Below are 17,494 nucleotides of genomic sequence, written 5' to 3' on the forward strand. Positions count from 1 at the left end.
CCCGGGTTGCGGGTCAGCTCTGGCGCAGGGCCGGGAGCGGGAGCGGGATGTTGAGGGCCGTCGCACCGGCACCCATGCCGTTCTCGCAGGTGTTCGGGGGCATGGTGCCCACGCCGCGCGTCGAGGGCTTCTCCGCCGCCCAGAACATGAACCCGAGCATGCCCGAGCTCGTGCCCGCGCCGTTGGGCGCGACCGACTGCACGTACGGCGCGGTCGCCTTCTGTAGCGAGCCGGCGTAGCCGGTGCACTCCGGCCGGACCTTGCTGCCCTCGGCGACGTAGAAGGCCCCGGTCATCTTCGCCGGGGCGAGCGGCGGCACCGGCGGGTTGTACTGCGGCTTGCCGTCGATGTGCTCCTGCCAGTTGGCCTGCGCGGTCGACGCGGACGGCTGCCGGGCCGGGACCATCGCGTTGGCCCAGTCCAGCACCGGGGTGTCGGTGCGCAGCCAGTCGGCGGTGGCCTTCTGGTTGAGGTCGATCAGCCAGCGGTCACCGGCCGCGACGTCGATGGTCAGCCGTGCGGTCGGATCGGTGCCCGCCGCGTTGTACGGGTGCACCGCCCGGTACGCGTTGATGAAGTTCTGGAGCTGGACGGTGTTCGGGCTGGAGTTCTGCTCGTAGTCGATCTCGATGCCGACCCCGAGCTGGGTGGCCACCGCCGCCGCGCGCTGCCCGAGCAGGGTGCCGTTCGCCGCCAGCGCCGTGTCCCAGTCGCCGGTGTAGGTGATGCCGCCGATCGAGAGCATCACCGCGATCCCGCGCGACTTGAAGTAGGTCACGATGTCCTGGGTCATCCCGCGCGGCACCCCGTTGAGGTTGCCCGCGTCGGTGGTCTGGTTGAGCAGGCGCAGCGGGTTGACGAAGCTCAGCACGACCAGGTTGACCGAGGGGCGGCCGTCGCCGCGGTCGACCAGCCAGTGGTTCTGGCTGTCGAACTCGGCCACGGTGCGCACCGCCGACCAGGTGCAGGCGTCGTTGCTGCAGTGCCACGCACCGTAGATCGAGATGGGCGCGGCGGCCAGGGCCTGCGCCTCGGCCGGGGCGGCCGGGACCGCGGCGGCCGGCCCGGCGGGCATTGCCGCCATGAGCAGGGCGAGCAGGAGGGCCAGTCGTCTCATGTTGCCTCCGTTGGCGTGAGGGACCGAAACAGGAAACAAGGTTCCCTGTTTTAGGCGCCGACGGAGCTCTATCTGTCACTCAGTCTTACTGACGGGCGGCCGCCCCCGTCCGGGCGTGCTCGGTGGCCGCGCCGGTGCGGACCATGCGGTGCCAGCGCAGCCGGTCGCCGATCAGCGCCATCACCGTCGACTGGATCACCACGAGGTACATGAGCTGCCGGTACACGATCTGCTGGAGCGGCAGGCTCCAGACCGGACCGAGCGGCTCGCCGTCCAGGCGCAGCGCGTACGCGGCGGTGCCCAGCTGGAGTGCGGTGAAGCCCAGCCAGACCGCGGCGACCTGCGCCGGGGGCAGGAAGAACGCGCCGTACAGGCCGTAGACGTCGACCATCGGGGCCGACAGCGGCAGGATCACCTGGAACAGCAGCAGGTACGCCAGCCCCCGGCGGCCCAGCACGCCGGAGGCGCCACCCTCGAACAGGGCGCGGCGGTGCTTCCACATCGCCTGCATGGTGCCGTAGCACCAGCGGTAGCGCTGCCGCCACAGCTGGCGCAGGCTCGACGGGGCCTCGGTCCAGGCGATCGCGTCGGGGGCGTACACCACGCGCCACCCGGCCCGGATGATCGCCATGGTGAAGTCGGTGTCCTCGGCCAGGGTCTGCGTGGAGACCCCGCCGACGTCGACCACCGCCTCGCGGCGGAACGCCCCGATCGCCCCGGGCACCGTCGGCATGCACCGCGCGACGTCGAACATGCGCCGGTCGAGGTTGAAGCCCATCACGTATTCGAGGTGCTGCCAGCGGCCCAGCAGGCCGCCGCGGTTGGCGACCTTGGTGTTGCCCGACACCGCGCCGACGTCCCGGTCGGCCAGCGGCTGCACCAGCTCGCCGATCGAGTCCGGCTCGAACACGGTGTCGCCGTCGACCATGACCAGGATGTCGCCCTGGGAGAACATCACCCCGGTGTTGAGCGCGGTCGGCTTGCCCGCGTTCTCCTGCTCGATGACCTGCACGTGCCGCAGCCGCATCCGGCGTACGAGGTCGGCGGTGCCGTCGGTCGAGCCGTCGTCGACCACGATCACCTCGACCTCGGGGTAGTCGCTGTCGATCAGTGAGCGGACGGTGGCCTGGATGTTGGCCGCCTCGTTGAAAGCGGGCACGATCACCGAGACGGGCCCGAGGTACCGCTTGCGCCGCCCGGCCGCGCGGCGGACCCGGCGGACGTGCACGCGCGTGCACCAGACCTGCACGACCAGGCGCAGCAGCCCCAGCACCAGCGCGGCCATCATGAACCAGGTCATCACGGCGGCCAGCCAGCCGGAACCCAGCTGCGCCCAGCGCAGCGCGTGCCCGCGCAGGCGCTGCGCGGTCGCGGCCGCCGGGGGCGCCGGGAGCTCCAGCGCCCGCGACACCGTGGTGAACCGGTAGCCCTGCTCCCGCAACCGCGGGATGAGCTGGTCGAGCGCCGCGACGGTCTGCGACCGGTCGCCGCCCGCGTCGTGCATCATCACCACGGCACCCGCCCCGCCCTGCGGGGTCGCGGCGGACACGATCGCCGCCACGCCGGGGCGGCTCCAGTCCCGGGTGTCGAGATCGGCCAGCACGGTGAGGTAGCCGGCCGCGCCCGCGTCGCGGATCACGCCGTACAGCCCGGCGGTCACCGCCGCCGGGGTCGAGGAGTACGGCGGGCGCAGCAGTGTGGGGCGGCAGCCCGTCGCGGCGGCGATCGCGTTGCCGGTCAGCGTCAGCTCGATGTCGCGCAGCCAGGGCCCGGTCGAGGCGAGGTCGGCGTGCGTGAAGGTGTGCGCGCCCAGCTCGCTGCCGCCGCCGGTGATGCGCCGGGCGATGTCCGGGTGCTTGTTGACCTGGGTGCCGACGGCGAAGAAGGTGCCCGGGACGTGGTGGCGTTCGAGCACGTCGAGCACCTGGGGCGTCCACACCGGGTCCGGGCCGTCGTCGAAGGTGAGGGCGATCGTGCGGGCGGGCATCGCGCGGGTGGTCACGGTGCCGTCCGGGTTGGGGCGCACCACCGGGCCGCCGGACAGGACCTCCTCGGGACCCGCGGTCGGGTCGGCCGGGGCCACCGGGCCGGAGCCCTCGGCCCCCACGTGCTCGACATAGCCGTTGAGGCACAGGCCGGTCAGCGCCACCGCGAGGACCAGCACGAGCAGGACCCAGTGGGCGCGGGCTTCGCGCCGCAGCACGTGACGGGACATCGCTACTTCTTCTTCGAGGGGGTCGGGTGGCCGGACGGCCGGTTGCCGTGCGTGACGGTCGACGCGCCCGGAGTGGGCTTGCCGGTGGTCCGCGTCGGGCTGGGCATGGCGGTGGGTGCGGGCGAGGGCACCGTACGGGGCGAGGGGTCCTGCGCCGGCGCGGAGGAGGGCGCCGGTGCCGGGCTGGCCGGGACCGCGGTCGGCGGGTGATCAGGGCCGAGCTGGGGCAGGCCGGGCAGGCCTCCGGCCGCGCCGAAGAAGCCCGCCGCGACTACGGCCAGCGCGGTGGTGAGGAGCACCCCGCCGGTCGCCGCCGCGATGGTGAACAACCGCCGCCGCCGACCCGTACGGTCGACGAACACCGGGCGGTTGCGTACCTTCCGCCTGCTCATACTGCTGATCGACCTCGCCGTCGCCTCGAGGCGGACGCCGCGCGTGGGACCCGCGCCGACCGCCGGGTGCTCACCCGCACCCCCGGGTATGAGCGCTCCGGCGCCACGGAGTGTCACTGGAGGTGAGACGGGTCCCGCCGCGGCGGCAGGGGCGCGCGTGCGGAGCCGGCGGCGGTGCACCATCATTGCTCCGAGTCCGGTGGTGGAGAGGAGCGGTCGGTGACCGAGGTGCATCCGCGTGCCACGACCGACCTCTCGGCAGCGGTGACGGCCGCGGCGCGGGGCGACGAGGCGGCGTTCGGCCGGCTCTACGTCGAGCTGCAGCCTGGCCTGCTGCGGTATCTGAGGCTCCTGGTCGGCGGCGACGCCGAGGACGTGGCCTCCGAGACGTGGCTGCACATCGTGCGCGACCTGCACACGTTCCGGGGTGACGAGGCGGGGTTCCGGCGCTGGGCGGCCACCATCGCCCGGCACCGGGCCATGGACCACCTGCGGCACCACCAGCGCCGCCCGTCCCAGCCGGTGCCGGTCGAGGACCTGGTCGAGCTGCCGGGCCTGGAGGACACGGCCTTCGCGGCCGAGCAGGCCATCACCACGGGCGGAGCGCTGGCGATGATCGCTTCGCTGCCGCCGGACCAGGCCGAGGCGGTCCTGCTGCGAGCGGTGATGGGGCTCGACGCCCGGTCCGCCGCGCAGGTGCTGGGCAAGCGGTCGGGCGCGGTGCGCATGGCCGCCCACCGGGGCCTGCGGCGCCTGGCCGAACTGCTGGGCGAGGCCGGTCCGGGGGCACGGCTGTGACAGCTGCGCCGGGCTGGACGCTCAAGGAGATGAGATGAGCGCGCAACCTCCCATGAACCCCGACGACGGCGAGCGCCTGCTGGCCGGTCTGCCGGTCGCGGACCACCCCCGGCTGGCCCGGCTGCTGGCCGAGGCCGCCGCACCCGGACAGCCCGACGAGCTCGCCGGGCTGTCCGCGGCGACCGCGGCGTTCCGGGAGTCCGCCGCGGTGACGCGAGGGCGGCGGCGCGGCAGGGTGCGGCGCGCACTGCTGTTCAAGATCTCCGCGATCGCGGCCGCCACGGCGGTCGGCGGGGTCGCCTTCGCCGCGAGCACCGGCGTGCTGCCCGGACCCTTCTTCCCGCACGCGCCGCAGGCGTCGCCGGGAACGGCGGCGGCGTCCTCGTCCGGCCACGCCCCCGGTACGGCCCGGCCGTCGGCCTCGCCGTCGGCGGCGGCGCCCAGCCTGCTGCCGACCGTCGCGGCGAAGGTGCACAAGCAGTGCCGCAGCCTCCTGGCCGATCCCGCCAAGAGCAAGGCCACGACCAGCCCGGCGTACGCGGAGCTGGTGGCCGCGGCGGCGGGCGAGGACCTGGCCGCGTTCTGCACCCGGTTGACGGCGCAGCCGCAGCCGAGCCCCAGCCCGCATCGGCCGGGCGCCGACCCGTCCAAGGGGCCGGACAAGACGCACCCGTCGCCGACATCCCACCGGCCGAAATGACCGCCGACCGGGTGTGACACCGGCGCGGCCTGAGGCGCTGTACCCGGTGGGACCAGCTTGGCGCACCCTTGCTGGTCCCCCCTTTCTTTCCTCAGGATCAGCTCGACGCGCGGCGCGTACGCTCCGCCACTTTGTTTGATATAGGTAGCCTGACCTCGTTTGTCGCATTTGATGACACACGGGGGGCTTTTCTCGCATGAAATATGGAATGAGGTTGGGAGCTGTCGGCGCCGTACTGGCGTCGGCGGTCCTGTTCATCGGCGCGGCCGGGGCGGCACCCGCCCAGGCCCGCGCGCTGGCGCCGCAGGCGCCCGTCATCACCGAACCCGACGCCGAGGGCAAGCTGGTCAGCGGCGCGGACGTGCACATGGAAACCCGGCCGATGCAGAACAACGACGCCGGCGACACGCACCTGTGCACCGACTGGGAGATCTGGACCGAGAACCCGTCCAGCGGTGAGCGGGTCTGGTTCGCCGGGTGCGTCAGCGGCGTCGGCCGGGTGCACGTGCACCTGGGCGACGGCGTGTTCGAGCACTCCTTCGCCGACCGGCGCGACCTGGCGCCGGACCGGACGTACACGCTGCGGGTGCGCCACCGCGACACCGCCGGCGCGTGGGGGCCGTACGCCACCCGCCGCTTCCGCACCGACGTGGAGAAGAAGCCGCTGCCCGGCGCGCCCGACTGGAAGGTCTCCCAGCCGGGGTACGTCGTCGAGGAGGTCGGCGACGACATGAAGCTGCCGGTCAACATCGCCATGGTGCCCGGCTGGAACGGCGACCCGACCAAGCCGCTGTTCTACGTCACCGAGCTGTACGGCCGCATCAAGGTCTTCACCGGCGACTTCAAGAAGAGCACCTACGCCGACGACCTGCTCGACTTCGACCCGAGCGCCCAGTTCCCGGGCACCGGCGAGATGGGGCTGACCGGCATCGTGGTCGACCCGAAGAGCGGCGACGTCTTCGCCTCGATGATCACCAAGGACGACGGCGACCTGCTGCCGAAGATCGTCCGGTTCCACAGCACCGACGGCGGCCTGACCGCCGCGACGAAGACCACGGTCATCAAGATGGACGACGAGGAGCAGTCGGCCTCGCACCAGATCTCGAACCTGACCATCGGCCCGGACGGCAAGCTGTACGTGCACCTGGGCGACGGTTTCGACGCGAGCACCGCCAAGGACCTGGACTCCTTCCGCGGCAAGGTGCTGCGGATGAACCTCGACGGCACCGCGCCGGCCGACAACCCGTTCTACGACGCCAAGAAGCCGGACAAGGCGCGCAGCTACGTCTGGGCGTACGGCTTCCGCAACCCGTTCGGCGGGGCGTGGCGCGCCACCGACGGCCAGCACTACGAGGTGGAGAACGGGCCGTCGTCCAACGACCGGTTCGCCCGCGTCACCAAGGGCGCCGACTACCACTGGAGCGGCGGCTCCAGCGGCCTGACCAAGAACGCGCTGTACAACTGGAAGACGACCCAGGGCCCGGTCAACGTGGCCTTCACCGAGCCGGACGTGTTCCACGCCGCGGGCTTCCCGCAGGACAAGTACGGCCACGCGTTCGTCACCCTCAGCGGCCCGACCTGGGCGTCGGGCCCGCAGAGCCGCGGCAAGCGGATCGTGGAGTTCGAGTTCGACAAGGACGGCTCGGTCGAGGACCCCAAGACCCTGATCCAGTACACCGGCAGCGGCAAGACCAGCGTCGCCGGCCTGGCCCCGGGGCCCGACGGGCTCTACTTCACCGGCCTGTACCCCAAGAGCGGCGACGCCACCGACAGCGGCGCCAAGATCTACCGCGTCCGGTACGTGCAGAAGGCGTCCTCCGCACCGGTCACCGTCTACTCCGACAGCGCGTTCCGGGGTGACTCCGCGAAGCTCGGCACCGGCATCACCGACGGCACCGGCACCGGCTTCGGCGGCGTCAAGGACGACAGCGTCAGCTCGCTGAAGGTGGCCGGCGGCTACCGGGCCGTCGTCTGCGCGGGCGGCACCGCCGCCCCGACCGGCCTGGGCACGTGCCGCTACTTCGGTCCGGGCGAGCACCCGGCCCTGGACGTCCTCAACGACCAGGCGTCGCTGATCGCCGTGTTCAGCAACCCGGAGGCGGGCCGCGGCGTGGTCGGCTACCGCGACGCCGACCTCGGCGACGTGGCGCAGACCCTGGGCACCGGCATGTACGAGTCGGTCGCGGGCGAGCTCGACGGCGGCGACAGCGCCCCGATCAACGCGCTGAAGGCCAACCCCGGCTACCGGGCGATCGCCTGCGACAAGGACCGCACCGGCGGCGCCGCGCTGGGCACCTGCCGCATCTTCGACAGCGGCACGTACAAGGACCTGGGCGACCTGGCCGGCAAGATCTCGCTGGTCGGCGTCGTCGGCCCGCCGGTCACCGCGTTCGCGCAGGCCGGTGCGAAGGGCGACGAGCAGAGCTTCGAGCCCGGGGTGTACGAGGGCAGCCGCGGCGAGCTCAAGGGTGTCGGCGACAACGCCGTCACCACCCTGCGGGTGGAGCCCGGCTTCCACGCCGTGGCCTGCGCCAACGACGGCAGCACCGGGGCGGGCACGGCCACGCTGGGCCGCTGCCGCTCGTTCCCGGCCGGGGAGCACAACCTCGCCGGCACCGACCTCGACGACGCGGTGTCGCTGCTCGCGGTCTACGCCGGACCGGGCACGGGTGAGGGCGCCAAGGCGTACCAGGACCGCGACCTGCAGGGCAGCAGCAGCACCTACGGCAGCGGCCTGTACGAGGCGGCGCTGGACCAGCTCGGCAAGGTCGGCAACGACAAGGCCACCTCGCTGCGGGTGACCCCGGGCTGGCGGGCGGTCGGCTGCGAGCAGTCCAGCGGCAAGAACACCGTGGTGGACCTGGGGCTGTGCCGGTACTTCGGGCCGGGCGACTACCCGTTCGTGGGGGCCGACCTCAACGACAAGATCTCGATGCTGGCGGTGGGCCCGCGGCCGCAGGTGGCGGCCAAGGGCTGAGCCGCCCCGCACCGGAGACAGACGAGCCGGTGACCGACCTCGGTCGGTCACCGGCTCGATTCGTCGTCAGCCCAGGTCGACGGTCGGGTACAGCGGGTGGCCGGACAGCAGGTCGGCGGCGCGGCGGGAGACCGTGTCGGCGACCCCGTCGGCCAGCCGGTACTGCGCGAGCGAGACCTTGCCGTCGGCGCCGGCCGCCGGCGTGGTCTGCGACAGCACCGTGTGGATCAGGTCGGCGACCTGGTCCATCTCGGCGGTGCCGAGCCCGCGCGTGGTCAGCGCCGGGGTGCCCAGCCGGACGCCGGAGGTGTACCAGGCGCCGTTGCGGTCCTGCGGCACCGCGTTGCGGTTGGTGACGATGCCCGAGTCCAGCAGCGCCGACTCGGCCTGGCGGCCGGTCAGGCCGTACGACGAGACGTCCAGCAGCACCAGGTGGTTGTCGGTGCCGCCGGTCACCAGCGTCGCGCCGCGCCGCAGCAGGCCCTCGGCCAGCGCCTTCGAGTTGTCCACGATGCGCTGGGCGTAGTCGCGGAACTCCGGCCGCTTCGCCTCGGCCAGCGCGACCGCCTTGGCCGCCATCACGTGCGGCAGCGGGCCGCCGAGCACCATCGGGCAGCCGCGGTCGACCTGGTCGGCCAGCTCGGACTGGCACAGCACCATGCCGCCGCGCGGGCCGCGCAGCGACTTGTGCGTGGTGGTGGTGACGATCTGCGCGTGCGGGATCGGGTCGTAGTCGCCGGTGAGCACCTTGCCCGCGACCAGGCCCGCGAAGTGCGCCATGTCGACCATCAGGGTCGCGCCGACCTCGTCGGCGATCTCCCGCATGGTCGCGAAGTTCACCAGCCGGGGGTACGCCGAGTAGCCCGCCACGATGATCAGCGGCCGGAACTCCCGGGCCGTCTCGCGCAGGGCCGCGTAGTCGATCAGGCCGGTGGCCGGGTCGGTGCCGTAGCTGCGCTGCTCGAACATCTTGCCGGAGATGTTGGGGCGGAAGCCGTGGGTCAGGTGGCCGCCCGCGTCCAGCGACATGCCCAGCATCCGCTGGTCGCCGAGCTCGCGGCGCAGGTTGAACCAGTCCGCCTCGGTCAGGTCGTTGACGTGGCGCACCTGCGCCTTCTCCAGCGCCGGGCTCTCCACCCGGGCGGCCAGGATCGCCCAGAACGCGACCAGGTTCGCGTCGATGCCCGAGTGCGGCTGCACGTACGCGTGCTGCGCCCCGAACAGCTCCTTGGCGTGCTGCGCGGCCAGGCCCTCGACGGTGTCGACGTTGCGGCAGCCCGCGTAGAAGCGGCGGCCCACGGTGCCCTCGGCGTACTTGTCGCTGAACCAGTTGCCCATCGCCAGCAGCACCGCGGGCGAGGCGTAGTTCTCACTGGCGATCAGCTTCAGCGATTCGCGCTGGTCGGCCAGTTCCTGGCCGATCGCGGCGGCGACGGCGGGCTCCACCGCGCGTACGGCCTCCAGCGCGTACCGGAAGGCCTGGGATTCATTGGTCAGCTCACCGGACATGGCCGGACCTCCTTGGCGATGCGAAAGGGGGCCCAGGCGCACGGCACAGCGTCACGATGACGGGGCCGCTTCCCGATGGTCGATCCCATCCCAGCGCGCCAGTCACGGCCCACCTCAGCCTAGCAACCAGACCGCGCCCACGCGGTCCTGGCTCACCGTCCGGGACGGCCTTCAGCCCAGCGCCCGGTCGAGGTTGAAGGCGGCGCTGATCAGGGCGAGGTGGGTGAACGCCTGCGGGAAGTTGCCCAGTTGCTCGCCGGTCTGGCCGATCTGCTCGGCGTACAGCCCGACGTGGTTGGCGTAGGTGAGCATCTTGCCGAACGCCAGCTGCGCGTCGTCCAGGCGCCCGGCCCGGGTGAGGGCCTCGACGTACCAGAACGAGCAGATCGAGAAGGTGCCCTCGTCGCCGCGCAGCCCGTCGGGGCTGGCCTTGGGGTCGTACCGGTAGACCAGCGAATCGGAGACCAGGTCGGCGGTGAGCGCGTCCAGCGTGGACAGCCAGCGCGGATCGGTGGGCGCCATGAACTTCATCATCGGCATCATCAGCACCGAGGCGTCCAGCACGTCGGCGCCTTCGTGCTGGGTGAACGCGGCGCGCTCCGGCGACCAGCCCTTCTTCATGATCCAGTGGTAGACCGCATCGCGGGCCTCCCGCCAGCGGCGCAGGTCGGCGGGAAGGCCGCGCCGGTTGGCCATGCGCATCGCCCGCTCGATGGCGACCCAGCACATCAGCCGCGAGAACAGGAAGTTCTTGCGCCCGCCGCGCGTCTCCCAGATGCCCTCATCGGGGGTGTCCCAGTGCTCGCAGACCCAGTCGACCAGGTCGTGCACCTCCTCCCAGCGATCGCTGGAGATCGGCTGCACCCACTTGTCGTACAGGTAGATCGAGTCGATGAGGGCGCCGTAGATGTCGAGCTGGAGCTGGTCGACGGCGCCGTTGCCGATGCGCACCGGCGCCGAGCCGCGGTAGCCCTCCAGGTTCGGCAGCTCCTGCTCGGGCAGGTCGGTGCGGCCGTCGATGCCGTACATGATCTGCAACGGGGCCTGGTCACCGCCGCGCAGGCTGACATGCCGGGACAGGAACTCCATGAACGCGGTCGCCTCGGTGGTGAAGCCGAGCCGCAGCATCGCGTACACGCAGAAGCCCGCGTCGCGGATCCAGACGTAGCGGTAGTCCCAGTTGCGCTCGCCGCCGATCTGCTCCGGCAGGCTGGTGGTCGGCCCGGCCACGATCGCGCCGGTCGGGGCGTACGTCAGCAGCTTGAGGGTCAGCGCGCTGCGGTGCACCATCTCGCGCCACCGGCCCCGGTAGCGCGACTGGCTCAGCCAGCGGCGCCAGTAGCAGACCGTCTGCTCGAACTGCTCGGCCGCCTCGTGCAGCGGGCAGTCGCGGGGCGCGAGCCCGCCGTCGACGCGGTCCAGGGCGAACACCGCCGTCTCCCCCTCGGACAGGGTGAACTCGGCGCGGGCGTCGCGCCCGTCGTCGGCGACCGGGACGCTGGCCGTCAGCGCGAGCTTCAGGTGCGGGCATTCGAACACCAGCATGCCGTCCTGGCGGCGGACCGTGTGCGACGAGCGGCCGTAGTCGAACCGGGGCGCCACCACCGCCGAGAACGGCATGGTGCCGCGTACGCACAGCACCCGGCGGATCAGCCGGTGCCGGTCGGCCTCGGTCGAGTCGCCCAGGATCGGCATGAAGTCCTGGATCTCCCCCACCCCGTCCTCGGCGAAGAACCGGGTGATCAGCACGTTGGTGTCGGGGAAGTAGAACTGCTTGGTGCGGGACGGCACCGAGGCTGTCAGCCGGAACGAACCGCCCCGGTCGGCGTCCAGGATCGCGGCGAACACACTGGGCGCGTCGAAGCTCGGGCAGCAGTACCAGTCGATGGTGCCGTCCACGCCGACCAGCGCGACGCTGCGCATGTCGCCGATCATGCCGTGCTCGGAGATCGGCAGGTAGCGTCCGTCCCCGTCCTCATCCGGCCCCACCAGCTCAGCATATGCCGAGGTCAGGGCCTTGAAAGGGGTACGGCGGGCTACGGCAGCGGGCCGACCCGGACCACGGCCGACAGCGGCAGCGGGCCGTAGATGTGCGGGTACAGCTCGGCCGAGCCGGCCGGGCTCTCGCGGACCACCGGCACGTCGAGCAGCGACTCGTCGATCTCGACCAGCAGCAGGTCGTCCCGGTCGGCGTAGTACCGCCCCCGCACCGCCCGGATCTGCTCCAGGGTGTCGCTGGCGTGCAGGAATCCCTCCTGCTCCAGGCTGACGCCCCGGGTGGAGACGGTGTACGAGCCGGTGTACTGCGCCTGCGCCCAGTCCTCGGGCAGCGCGATCTGGTAGATCATCCGTGCAGCGTATCGATATCCGGTCGACCCGCCCGGCCGGGCGTGCCAGTCTGGCCGGATGCGACCGAATCCTGGCGAAGTGCTCCACTTCTCGGAAGACCCGACGATCACCCGGTTCGACCCGCACGTGGCCGCCACGGCCCGCCAGCCCGAGGCGTACGTCTGGGCCGTCGACCACGACCGCTGCCCCGACTACTGGTTCCCGCGCGACTGCCCCCGGGCGCTGACCTGGGTCGGCCCCAACACCACGACCGCCGACGCCGCCGCGATCCTCGGCCCCGGCGGCGGCACCCGGCTGCACGCCGTCGAGTACGGCTGGCTGCCGCGACTGCGATCGGTGCGCCTGTACGCGTACCGGCTGCCCGCCGACCGGTTCCGCCCGTTCGGCGAGCCGGTCCCGCACGCCCACGTCGCCACCGAGCCGGTGCTGCCGCTCGGCCCCGCCGAACCCGTCGGCGACCTGCTGGAACTGCACGACCAGGCGGGCATCCAGCTGCGCGTGCTCGACAACCTGTGGCCCCTGTGGGAGGCCGTCATCGCCTCCACCATGCAGTTCAGCGGCATCCGCCTCGCCGGCGCCCGCCCCGCCCTCAGAACGCGCTGATGGTGGCCGGGGAGCGTTCGGAGCGGCTGAGGGCGCGCAGCACGGCGGTGGGGCCGTGGCGGCGTACGGCCAGGGCGGACAGCAGGGCGAGCACCGGCTCAGTGACCTCGGCGGGCAGCTCCGGCGTCGGGATGTCCAGCCCGCAGGCCAGGTCGTCGGAGTGGACGGTGATCTCCATCAGCCGGGTGAGCAGGTAGTCGTCCAAACTGAGCCGCCAGGGCCCGGCGGGCGGCACGACGTACTGGTCGGCCGGGGCGCCCGCGAGCACCTCCGGCAGCCGGCCCACCAGCTCGCCGACCCGCGCGGCCAGCGCGGCCGCGCCCTCGGCGGCGGCCTGCTCCCCGCCGCGGCGGATCGCCACGTTGATGGTGGCGTCGAGGTCGGCGCCGACCCAGCGGGCCTTGGCGTAGTGGTCCAGCACCCCGATCACCTCGCCGTCGCCGGGCAGGTCGGCCAGCAGCTTCGGCAGCGACAGCAACTGGCTGCCCAGGTGCTCGGCCAGGCCGCCGACGGTGAAACCGGACAGCGCGCTCGGGTCGGTCCACGACTTGGCCACGGCGGGGTCGGCCAGCAGGGCGGCCGCGGAGCGGGCGGCGGCGAGGAACGCCGTACGCATCGGGGTCATGGGCCAACCCTACCTGTGCACCGCTGTCGATGCCTGCGCACGGCAGCGTATCCCGGGCCGGTGCACGCCGTTTGACGATGCGGACTTCGGCCCGCCCGCATCCCGCGAGCGGGCGCACGCGGGTGGGGTCGTGCGCACGGCCCCACCCGGGTGCGCCGCGGCGCGGTCCACCCGAGAAAGGACTGTCGTTGAGCGAGCGCACCGTGCTCACCGCCGACCGCGCCGCGCCCGCCGCGCCGCAGCCGGACACCGCCGACCCGCAGCACCGGCTGCTGCACCGGGCGCTGTTGGGCGGTGCGGTACTGACCCTGGCGGCGGCGGTCCTGTTCGCGGTGCAGGTGCTGCCGGTGGGCTCACGGGCCGGGCGGTGGATCTACCCGTACATCGCGGCGTTCTCGGGGTGGCAGCTGTGGCCGGCGGCGGTCGCCCTGGTCGCGGTGCTGGGGCTGCTGCGGGTGACGGGGCGGCTGCGGCCGTGGGCGCAGGTCGGGGTCTGGCTGGTCGCGGCGGTGCCGCTGCAACTGCTGATGCGGGTGTACGACGACGCGTCGCTGGCCGCCCTGGTCGGCAGCGACCGGGCCAACTCGTTCCACACCCCGTCGCTGACCTACCCGGCGTACGACTTCATCTCGCGGTACATGGACCTGGTCCCCGAGCTGCCCGCGCACGCGCGGACCAACATGCCGGGCAAGACGCTGCTCTACCACCTGCTGGGCGCCGTCACCACCGACCCGGGCACGCAGGGCGTGCTGGTGGTCGCGGTGTCGAGCCTGACCGGCCTGCTCGCGTACGCGGTGGCCCGCGAGCTGTTCGGCGACCACCGCACCGCCGTGTACGCGATGGTCCTGGTGCTGCTCGTGCCGGGCCGCCTGTGGTTCCTGCCGATCCTGAACACCGTCTCCCCCGTGCCGATCCTGCTGGCACTCTGGCTGCACCTGCGCTTCCTGCGCACGAAGTCCTGGCCGTGGGCGGTGTCGCTGGGCCTGGCGCTGTACCTGACGTTCCTGTTCGAACCGCTGCCGCTGGTGCTGGGCCTGGCCTTCGCCGGCACGGCCGCGCTGGCCCTGCACCGCCGCGCCTGCGACTGGTACGACCTGCTGCGGCTGGTGTCGCTCACCCTGGCCGCGTTCGCCGCCGCCTACCTGGGCATGCGGGCGGTGTTCGGGTACGACCTGTTCGTCAACCTCCACTACGTGCTGGCCGATGCCAACGAGTTCAACGTCCGCGCCGGACGGCCGTACCAGGTGTGGGTGTGGCGCAACCTGTGGGACTTCGCGCTGTGCGCGGGCCTGGCCGCGACGGTGGTGTCCGGGGCGGCCGGCTGGGACGCGCTGCGGCGGGGGCTGGCGCGGCCGGTCGCGGTGGTGACGGTGTGCGCGTTCGCGGTGCTCGCGTTTCTGGACCTGGTCGGGGTGAACCGGGGCGAGACGATCCGGCTGTGGATCTTCTTGGCCGTGTTCTTCCAGCTGACGGTGGCGTGGTGGTGCGCCCGCTCGCCACGGGTGTGGCCGTTCGCGCTGCTGGTGGGCGCGACACTGGTGCAGAGCGCACTGGGTATGGCGTTGATCGCCTTCGTACGCCCCTGACCTCCGCAGGAGTATCGCCCGGCCCGCGGCGGGCCGGGTGGCGTGGGACAGACTGGGCGGGTGCTTCCTGAGCTGGCCGCGCGGCCCGACACCGACCTGCCCGTCCGTGCCGTGCTCCCCGACCTGGTCGCCGCGCTGCGCGACACCGGCACCGCCGTCCTGGTCGCCCCGCCCGGCTCGGGCAAGACCACCCTCGCCCCGCTCGCCCTGGCCGACGCGCTGCCGGGCCGGATCGTGGTCGCCCAGCCGCGCCGGGTCGCCGCCCGCGCCGCCGCGCGCCGGATGGCCGAGCTGACCGGCACCGCCCTGGGCGGCCCCGTCGGCTACAGCGTGCGCGGCGACACCCGGACCAGCGCCGGCACCAGGGTCGAGGTGGTGACGACAGGGCTGCTGGTGCAGCGGATGCAGCGCGACCCGGAGCTGGCGGGCGTGGCGGCGCTGCTGCTGGACGAGGTGCACGAGCGGCAGCTCGACGCCGACCTGGCCCTGGCGTTCGGAGTGGACGTGCGGGCGGCGCTGCGGCCGGACCTGCGCCTGGTCGCGGCGTCGGCGACGGTCGCCGGGCAGCCGCTGGCGGCGCTGCTCGGACCGGGCACCCGGATCGTCACGGCCGAGGGCTCCCCGCACCCGGTGGCGGTGCACTGGTGCCCGCCGACGGGGCCCGTCGACGCGCCGTACGGCCTGCGGGTGGATCCGCGCCTGCTCGACCACGTCGCCGCGGTGGTCCGGCAGGCCCTGCGGGAGTCGCCGGGTGACCTGCTGGCGTTCCTGCCCGGCGCCCGCGAGCTGGACGCGGTCGCGGCGCGGCTGGGCGGGCTGGCCGGGGTCGACGTGCTGACCCTGCACGGCCGCCAGGGCGGGGGCAGCCAGGACGCCGTCCTGCACGAGGGGGCGCGGCGCCGGGTGGTGCTGGCCACGTCGGTGGCCGAGAGCAGCCTGACTGTGCCGGGGGTGCGGATCGTGGTCGACGCGGGGCTGGCCCGCGTCCCGCGTACGGATCTGGCCCGGGGGCTGGACGCGCTGGTGACGGTGCGGGTGTCGCGGGCCTCGGCGCAGCAGCGGGCGGGCCGCGCGGGGCGGCAGGCACCGGGCGCGGTGTACCGGTGCTGGTCGCAGGCCGAACACGACCGGCTGCCCGCGTACGCCGAGCCGGAGCTGGCCACCGCCGACCTGACCGCGTTCATGCTGCAACTGGCGTGCTGGGGCAGCCCGGACGGCGGCGGCCTGGCCCTGCCCGAGCCGCCCCCGGCGGCTGCCGCGCACGTGGCCCGGGAGACGCTGGCCGTGCTGGGCGCGGTCGACGCCGACGGCCGGGTCACCGCGCGCGGCCGCGCCATCGCCCGGGTGGGCGCGCATCCGCGCCTGGCCCGCGCGCTGCTCGACGCGGCGCCGCAGGTGGGGGCGCATCGGGCCGCCGAGGTGGTGGCGCTGCTGTCGGCAGACAGCCCGCCGCCGACCGACGACCTGGCCGTGGCCTGGCGGCGGCTGCGCGACGGGGCGGACGCGGCCGCGAGCGCCGCGTGGCGCACCGAGACGCGGCGGCTGTCGACCGCGCTGCGCGAGACCGGGGCGCAGCCGGACCGGACGGCACTGACCGACGACCTGGCGGCGGCGCTGGTGGTGGGGCTGGCGTACCCGGAGCGGCTGGCGCGGCTGCGCGCGGCGGGCGGCCGGACCTATCTGATGACCGGCGGTACGGCCGCGGAGCTCGCGCCCGGTTCGGGGCTGGGCGGGGTCGGCTGGCTGGCGGTGGCCTCGGCCGACCGGCAGCCGGGCAGCCGCGACGCCCGGGTGCGGCTGGCCGCGGCCGCCGACGAGGCGACCGCCCGCGCGGCGGCGCCGGACCTGCTGGCCGGCGGCGACGAGGTGTCCTGGGTGGACGGGGACGTGCTGGCCCGCACCGCGACCCGGCTGGGCGCGATCGTCCTGGCGGAGAAGCCCCTGTCCCGGCCGCCTCGGGAGCTGGTCGCGGCGGCGCTGGCCGAGGGCCTGCGCCGGGAGGGGCTGAAGCTGCTGCGCTGGGACGGCGACGCCGAGGCCATGCGGCAGCGGCTGGCCTTCTGCGCGTACGCGCTGGGCGAGCCGTGGCCCGCGGTCGACGACGACGCGCTGCTGGCCCGGGTCGGCGACTGGCTCGGGCCGGAGCTGGCACAGGCCCGGCGGCGGGCGGACCTGAGCCGGGTGGACGTGGCGGCCGCGCTGCGGCGGCTGCTGCCGTGGGCGCAGGCGGCGCAGCTGGACCAGTTCGCCCCGGAGCGGATCGAGGTGCCGACGGGTTCGCGGATCCGGGTGGACTACACCGACCCGGCCGCGCCGGTGCTGGCGGTGAAGGTGCAGGAGGTGTTCGGCTGGGCGGGCACGCCGAAGCTCGCGGGTGGCCGGGTGCCGGTGGTGCTGCACCTGCTGTCACCGGCCGGGCGCCCGGCGGCGGTCACCGCCGACCTGGGCTCGTTCTGGCGCACCGGATATCCGCAGGTGCGGGCGGAGCTGCGCGGGCGCTACCCGCGCCACCCGTGGCCGGAGGACCCGGCGGTCGCCGAGCCGACCCGGCGGACCAAACCGCGCGGCTGAGCGGCGACGGGTGAAGCCGGACCCGGGGCGTCGCTGACCCGGGTCCGGCCGG

General features: G+C 73.7%; 13 protein-coding genes and 1 riboswitch. Of the genes, 6 read left to right on the forward strand and 7 right to left on the reverse strand.

Going from position 1 to position 17,494, the window contains the following annotated elements:
• Window positions 1–13 precede the first annotated feature (13 nt).
• From Cs7R123_RS10050 to Cs7R123_RS10060, 3 genes are all read right to left on the reverse strand, one after another.
• Entirely contained in the window at window positions 14–1,117 is a 1,104-nt protein-coding gene (locus Cs7R123_RS10050; RefSeq protein ID WP_244871734.1) for a hypothetical protein, read from the reverse strand.
• Window positions 1,118–1,202: 85 nt separating this feature from the next.
• Entirely contained in the window at window positions 1,203–3,332 is a 2,130-nt protein-coding gene (locus Cs7R123_RS10055) for a bifunctional polysaccharide deacetylase/glycosyltransferase family 2 protein (protein WP_212825436.1), read from the reverse strand.
• A gap of 2 nt (window positions 3,333–3,334) precedes the next feature.
• Window positions 3,335–3,724: a hypothetical protein gene (locus tag Cs7R123_RS10060; RefSeq protein ID WP_212825438.1), complete on the reverse strand. Its 390-nt coding sequence runs from the start codon at window positions 3,722–3,724 to the stop codon at window positions 3,335–3,337.
• A gap of 219 nt (window positions 3,725–3,943) precedes the next feature.
• On the opposite strand from Cs7R123_RS10060, the gene Cs7R123_RS10065 reads away from it, so the two are divergent.
• The 3 genes from Cs7R123_RS10065 (at window position 3,944) to Cs7R123_RS10075 (ending at window position 8,199) form a co-directional block, all read left to right on the forward strand.
• The gene (locus Cs7R123_RS10065; RefSeq protein ID WP_244871735.1) at window positions 3,944–4,522 is read left to right on the forward strand and encodes an RNA polymerase sigma factor; all 579 of its coding nucleotides are present in this window, start codon (window positions 3,944–3,946) and stop codon (window positions 4,520–4,522) included.
• 34 nt (window positions 4,523–4,556) lie between these two features.
• Window positions 4,557–5,222, forward strand: coding sequence for a hypothetical protein (locus Cs7R123_RS10070; protein WP_212825440.1), 666 nt, complete (start codon window positions 4,557–4,559; stop codon window positions 5,220–5,222).
• Window positions 5,223–5,430: 208 nt separating this feature from the next.
• Window positions 5,431–8,199, forward strand: a complete 2,769-nt coding sequence (locus tag Cs7R123_RS10075) for a sorbosone dehydrogenase family protein (RefSeq protein WP_212825442.1) — start codon at window positions 5,431–5,433, stop codon at window positions 8,197–8,199.
• A 66-nt stretch (window positions 8,200–8,265) separates the two neighbouring features.
• On the opposite strand, the gene Cs7R123_RS10080 is transcribed toward Cs7R123_RS10075, so the two are convergent.
• From Cs7R123_RS10080 to Cs7R123_RS10090, 3 genes are all read right to left on the reverse strand, one after another.
• The gene (locus Cs7R123_RS10080; RefSeq protein ID WP_212825444.1) at window positions 8,266–9,708 is read right to left on the reverse strand and encodes a glycine hydroxymethyltransferase; all 1,443 of its coding nucleotides are present in this window, start codon (window positions 9,706–9,708) and stop codon (window positions 8,266–8,268) included.
• Between the two features lie 23 nt (window positions 9,709–9,731).
• A riboswitch (ZMP/ZTP riboswitch) is annotated at window positions 9,732–9,824 on the reverse strand.
• Window positions 9,825–9,879: 55 nt separating this feature from the next.
• Window positions 9,880–11,697 carry a glycoside hydrolase family 15 protein gene (locus tag Cs7R123_RS10085; RefSeq protein ID WP_280517286.1) on the reverse strand — a complete coding sequence of 606 codons (1,818 nt, stop codon included), beginning with the start codon at window positions 11,695–11,697 and terminating at the stop codon, window positions 9,880–9,882.
• Between the two features lie 47 nt (window positions 11,698–11,744).
• Window positions 11,745–12,056, reverse strand: a complete 312-nt coding sequence (locus tag Cs7R123_RS10090) for a DUF952 domain-containing protein (protein WP_212825446.1) — start codon at window positions 12,054–12,056, stop codon at window positions 11,745–11,747.
• Between the two features lie 79 nt (window positions 12,057–12,135).
• Here Cs7R123_RS10090 and Cs7R123_RS10095 point away from each other — a divergent pair, with 79 nt between their 5' ends.
• Window positions 12,136–12,660: a DUF6886 family protein gene (locus Cs7R123_RS10095; protein ID WP_244871736.1), complete on the forward strand. Its 525-nt coding sequence runs from the start codon at window positions 12,136–12,138 to the stop codon at window positions 12,658–12,660.
• Here the strand turns inward: Cs7R123_RS10095 and Cs7R123_RS10100 are convergent.
• Entirely contained in the window at window positions 12,647–13,285 is a 639-nt protein-coding gene (locus tag Cs7R123_RS10100; RefSeq protein WP_212825450.1) for a maleylpyruvate isomerase N-terminal domain-containing protein, read from the reverse strand. The genes Cs7R123_RS10095 and Cs7R123_RS10100 overlap by 14 nt on opposite strands.
• 188 nt (window positions 13,286–13,473) lie before the next feature.
• Here Cs7R123_RS10100 and Cs7R123_RS10105 point away from each other — a divergent pair, with 188 nt between their 5' ends.
• Both Cs7R123_RS10105 and hrpB read left to right on the forward strand, forming a co-directional pair.
• Window positions 13,474–14,871: a hypothetical protein gene (locus tag Cs7R123_RS10105; protein WP_212825452.1), complete on the forward strand. Its 1,398-nt coding sequence runs from the start codon at window positions 13,474–13,476 to the stop codon at window positions 14,869–14,871.
• Between the two features lie 72 nt (window positions 14,872–14,943).
• Window positions 14,944–17,442, forward strand: coding sequence for an ATP-dependent helicase HrpB (hrpB, locus tag Cs7R123_RS10110; RefSeq protein ID WP_212829053.1), 2,499 nt, complete (start codon window positions 14,944–14,946; stop codon window positions 17,440–17,442).
• Window positions 17,443–17,494: the final 52 nt, after the last annotated feature.

It is taken from the genome of Catellatospora sp. TT07R-123 (assembly GCF_018327705.1).
In the GTDB taxonomy this organism is placed as follows: Bacteria; Actinomycetota; Actinomycetes; order Mycobacteriales; family Micromonosporaceae; genus Catellatospora.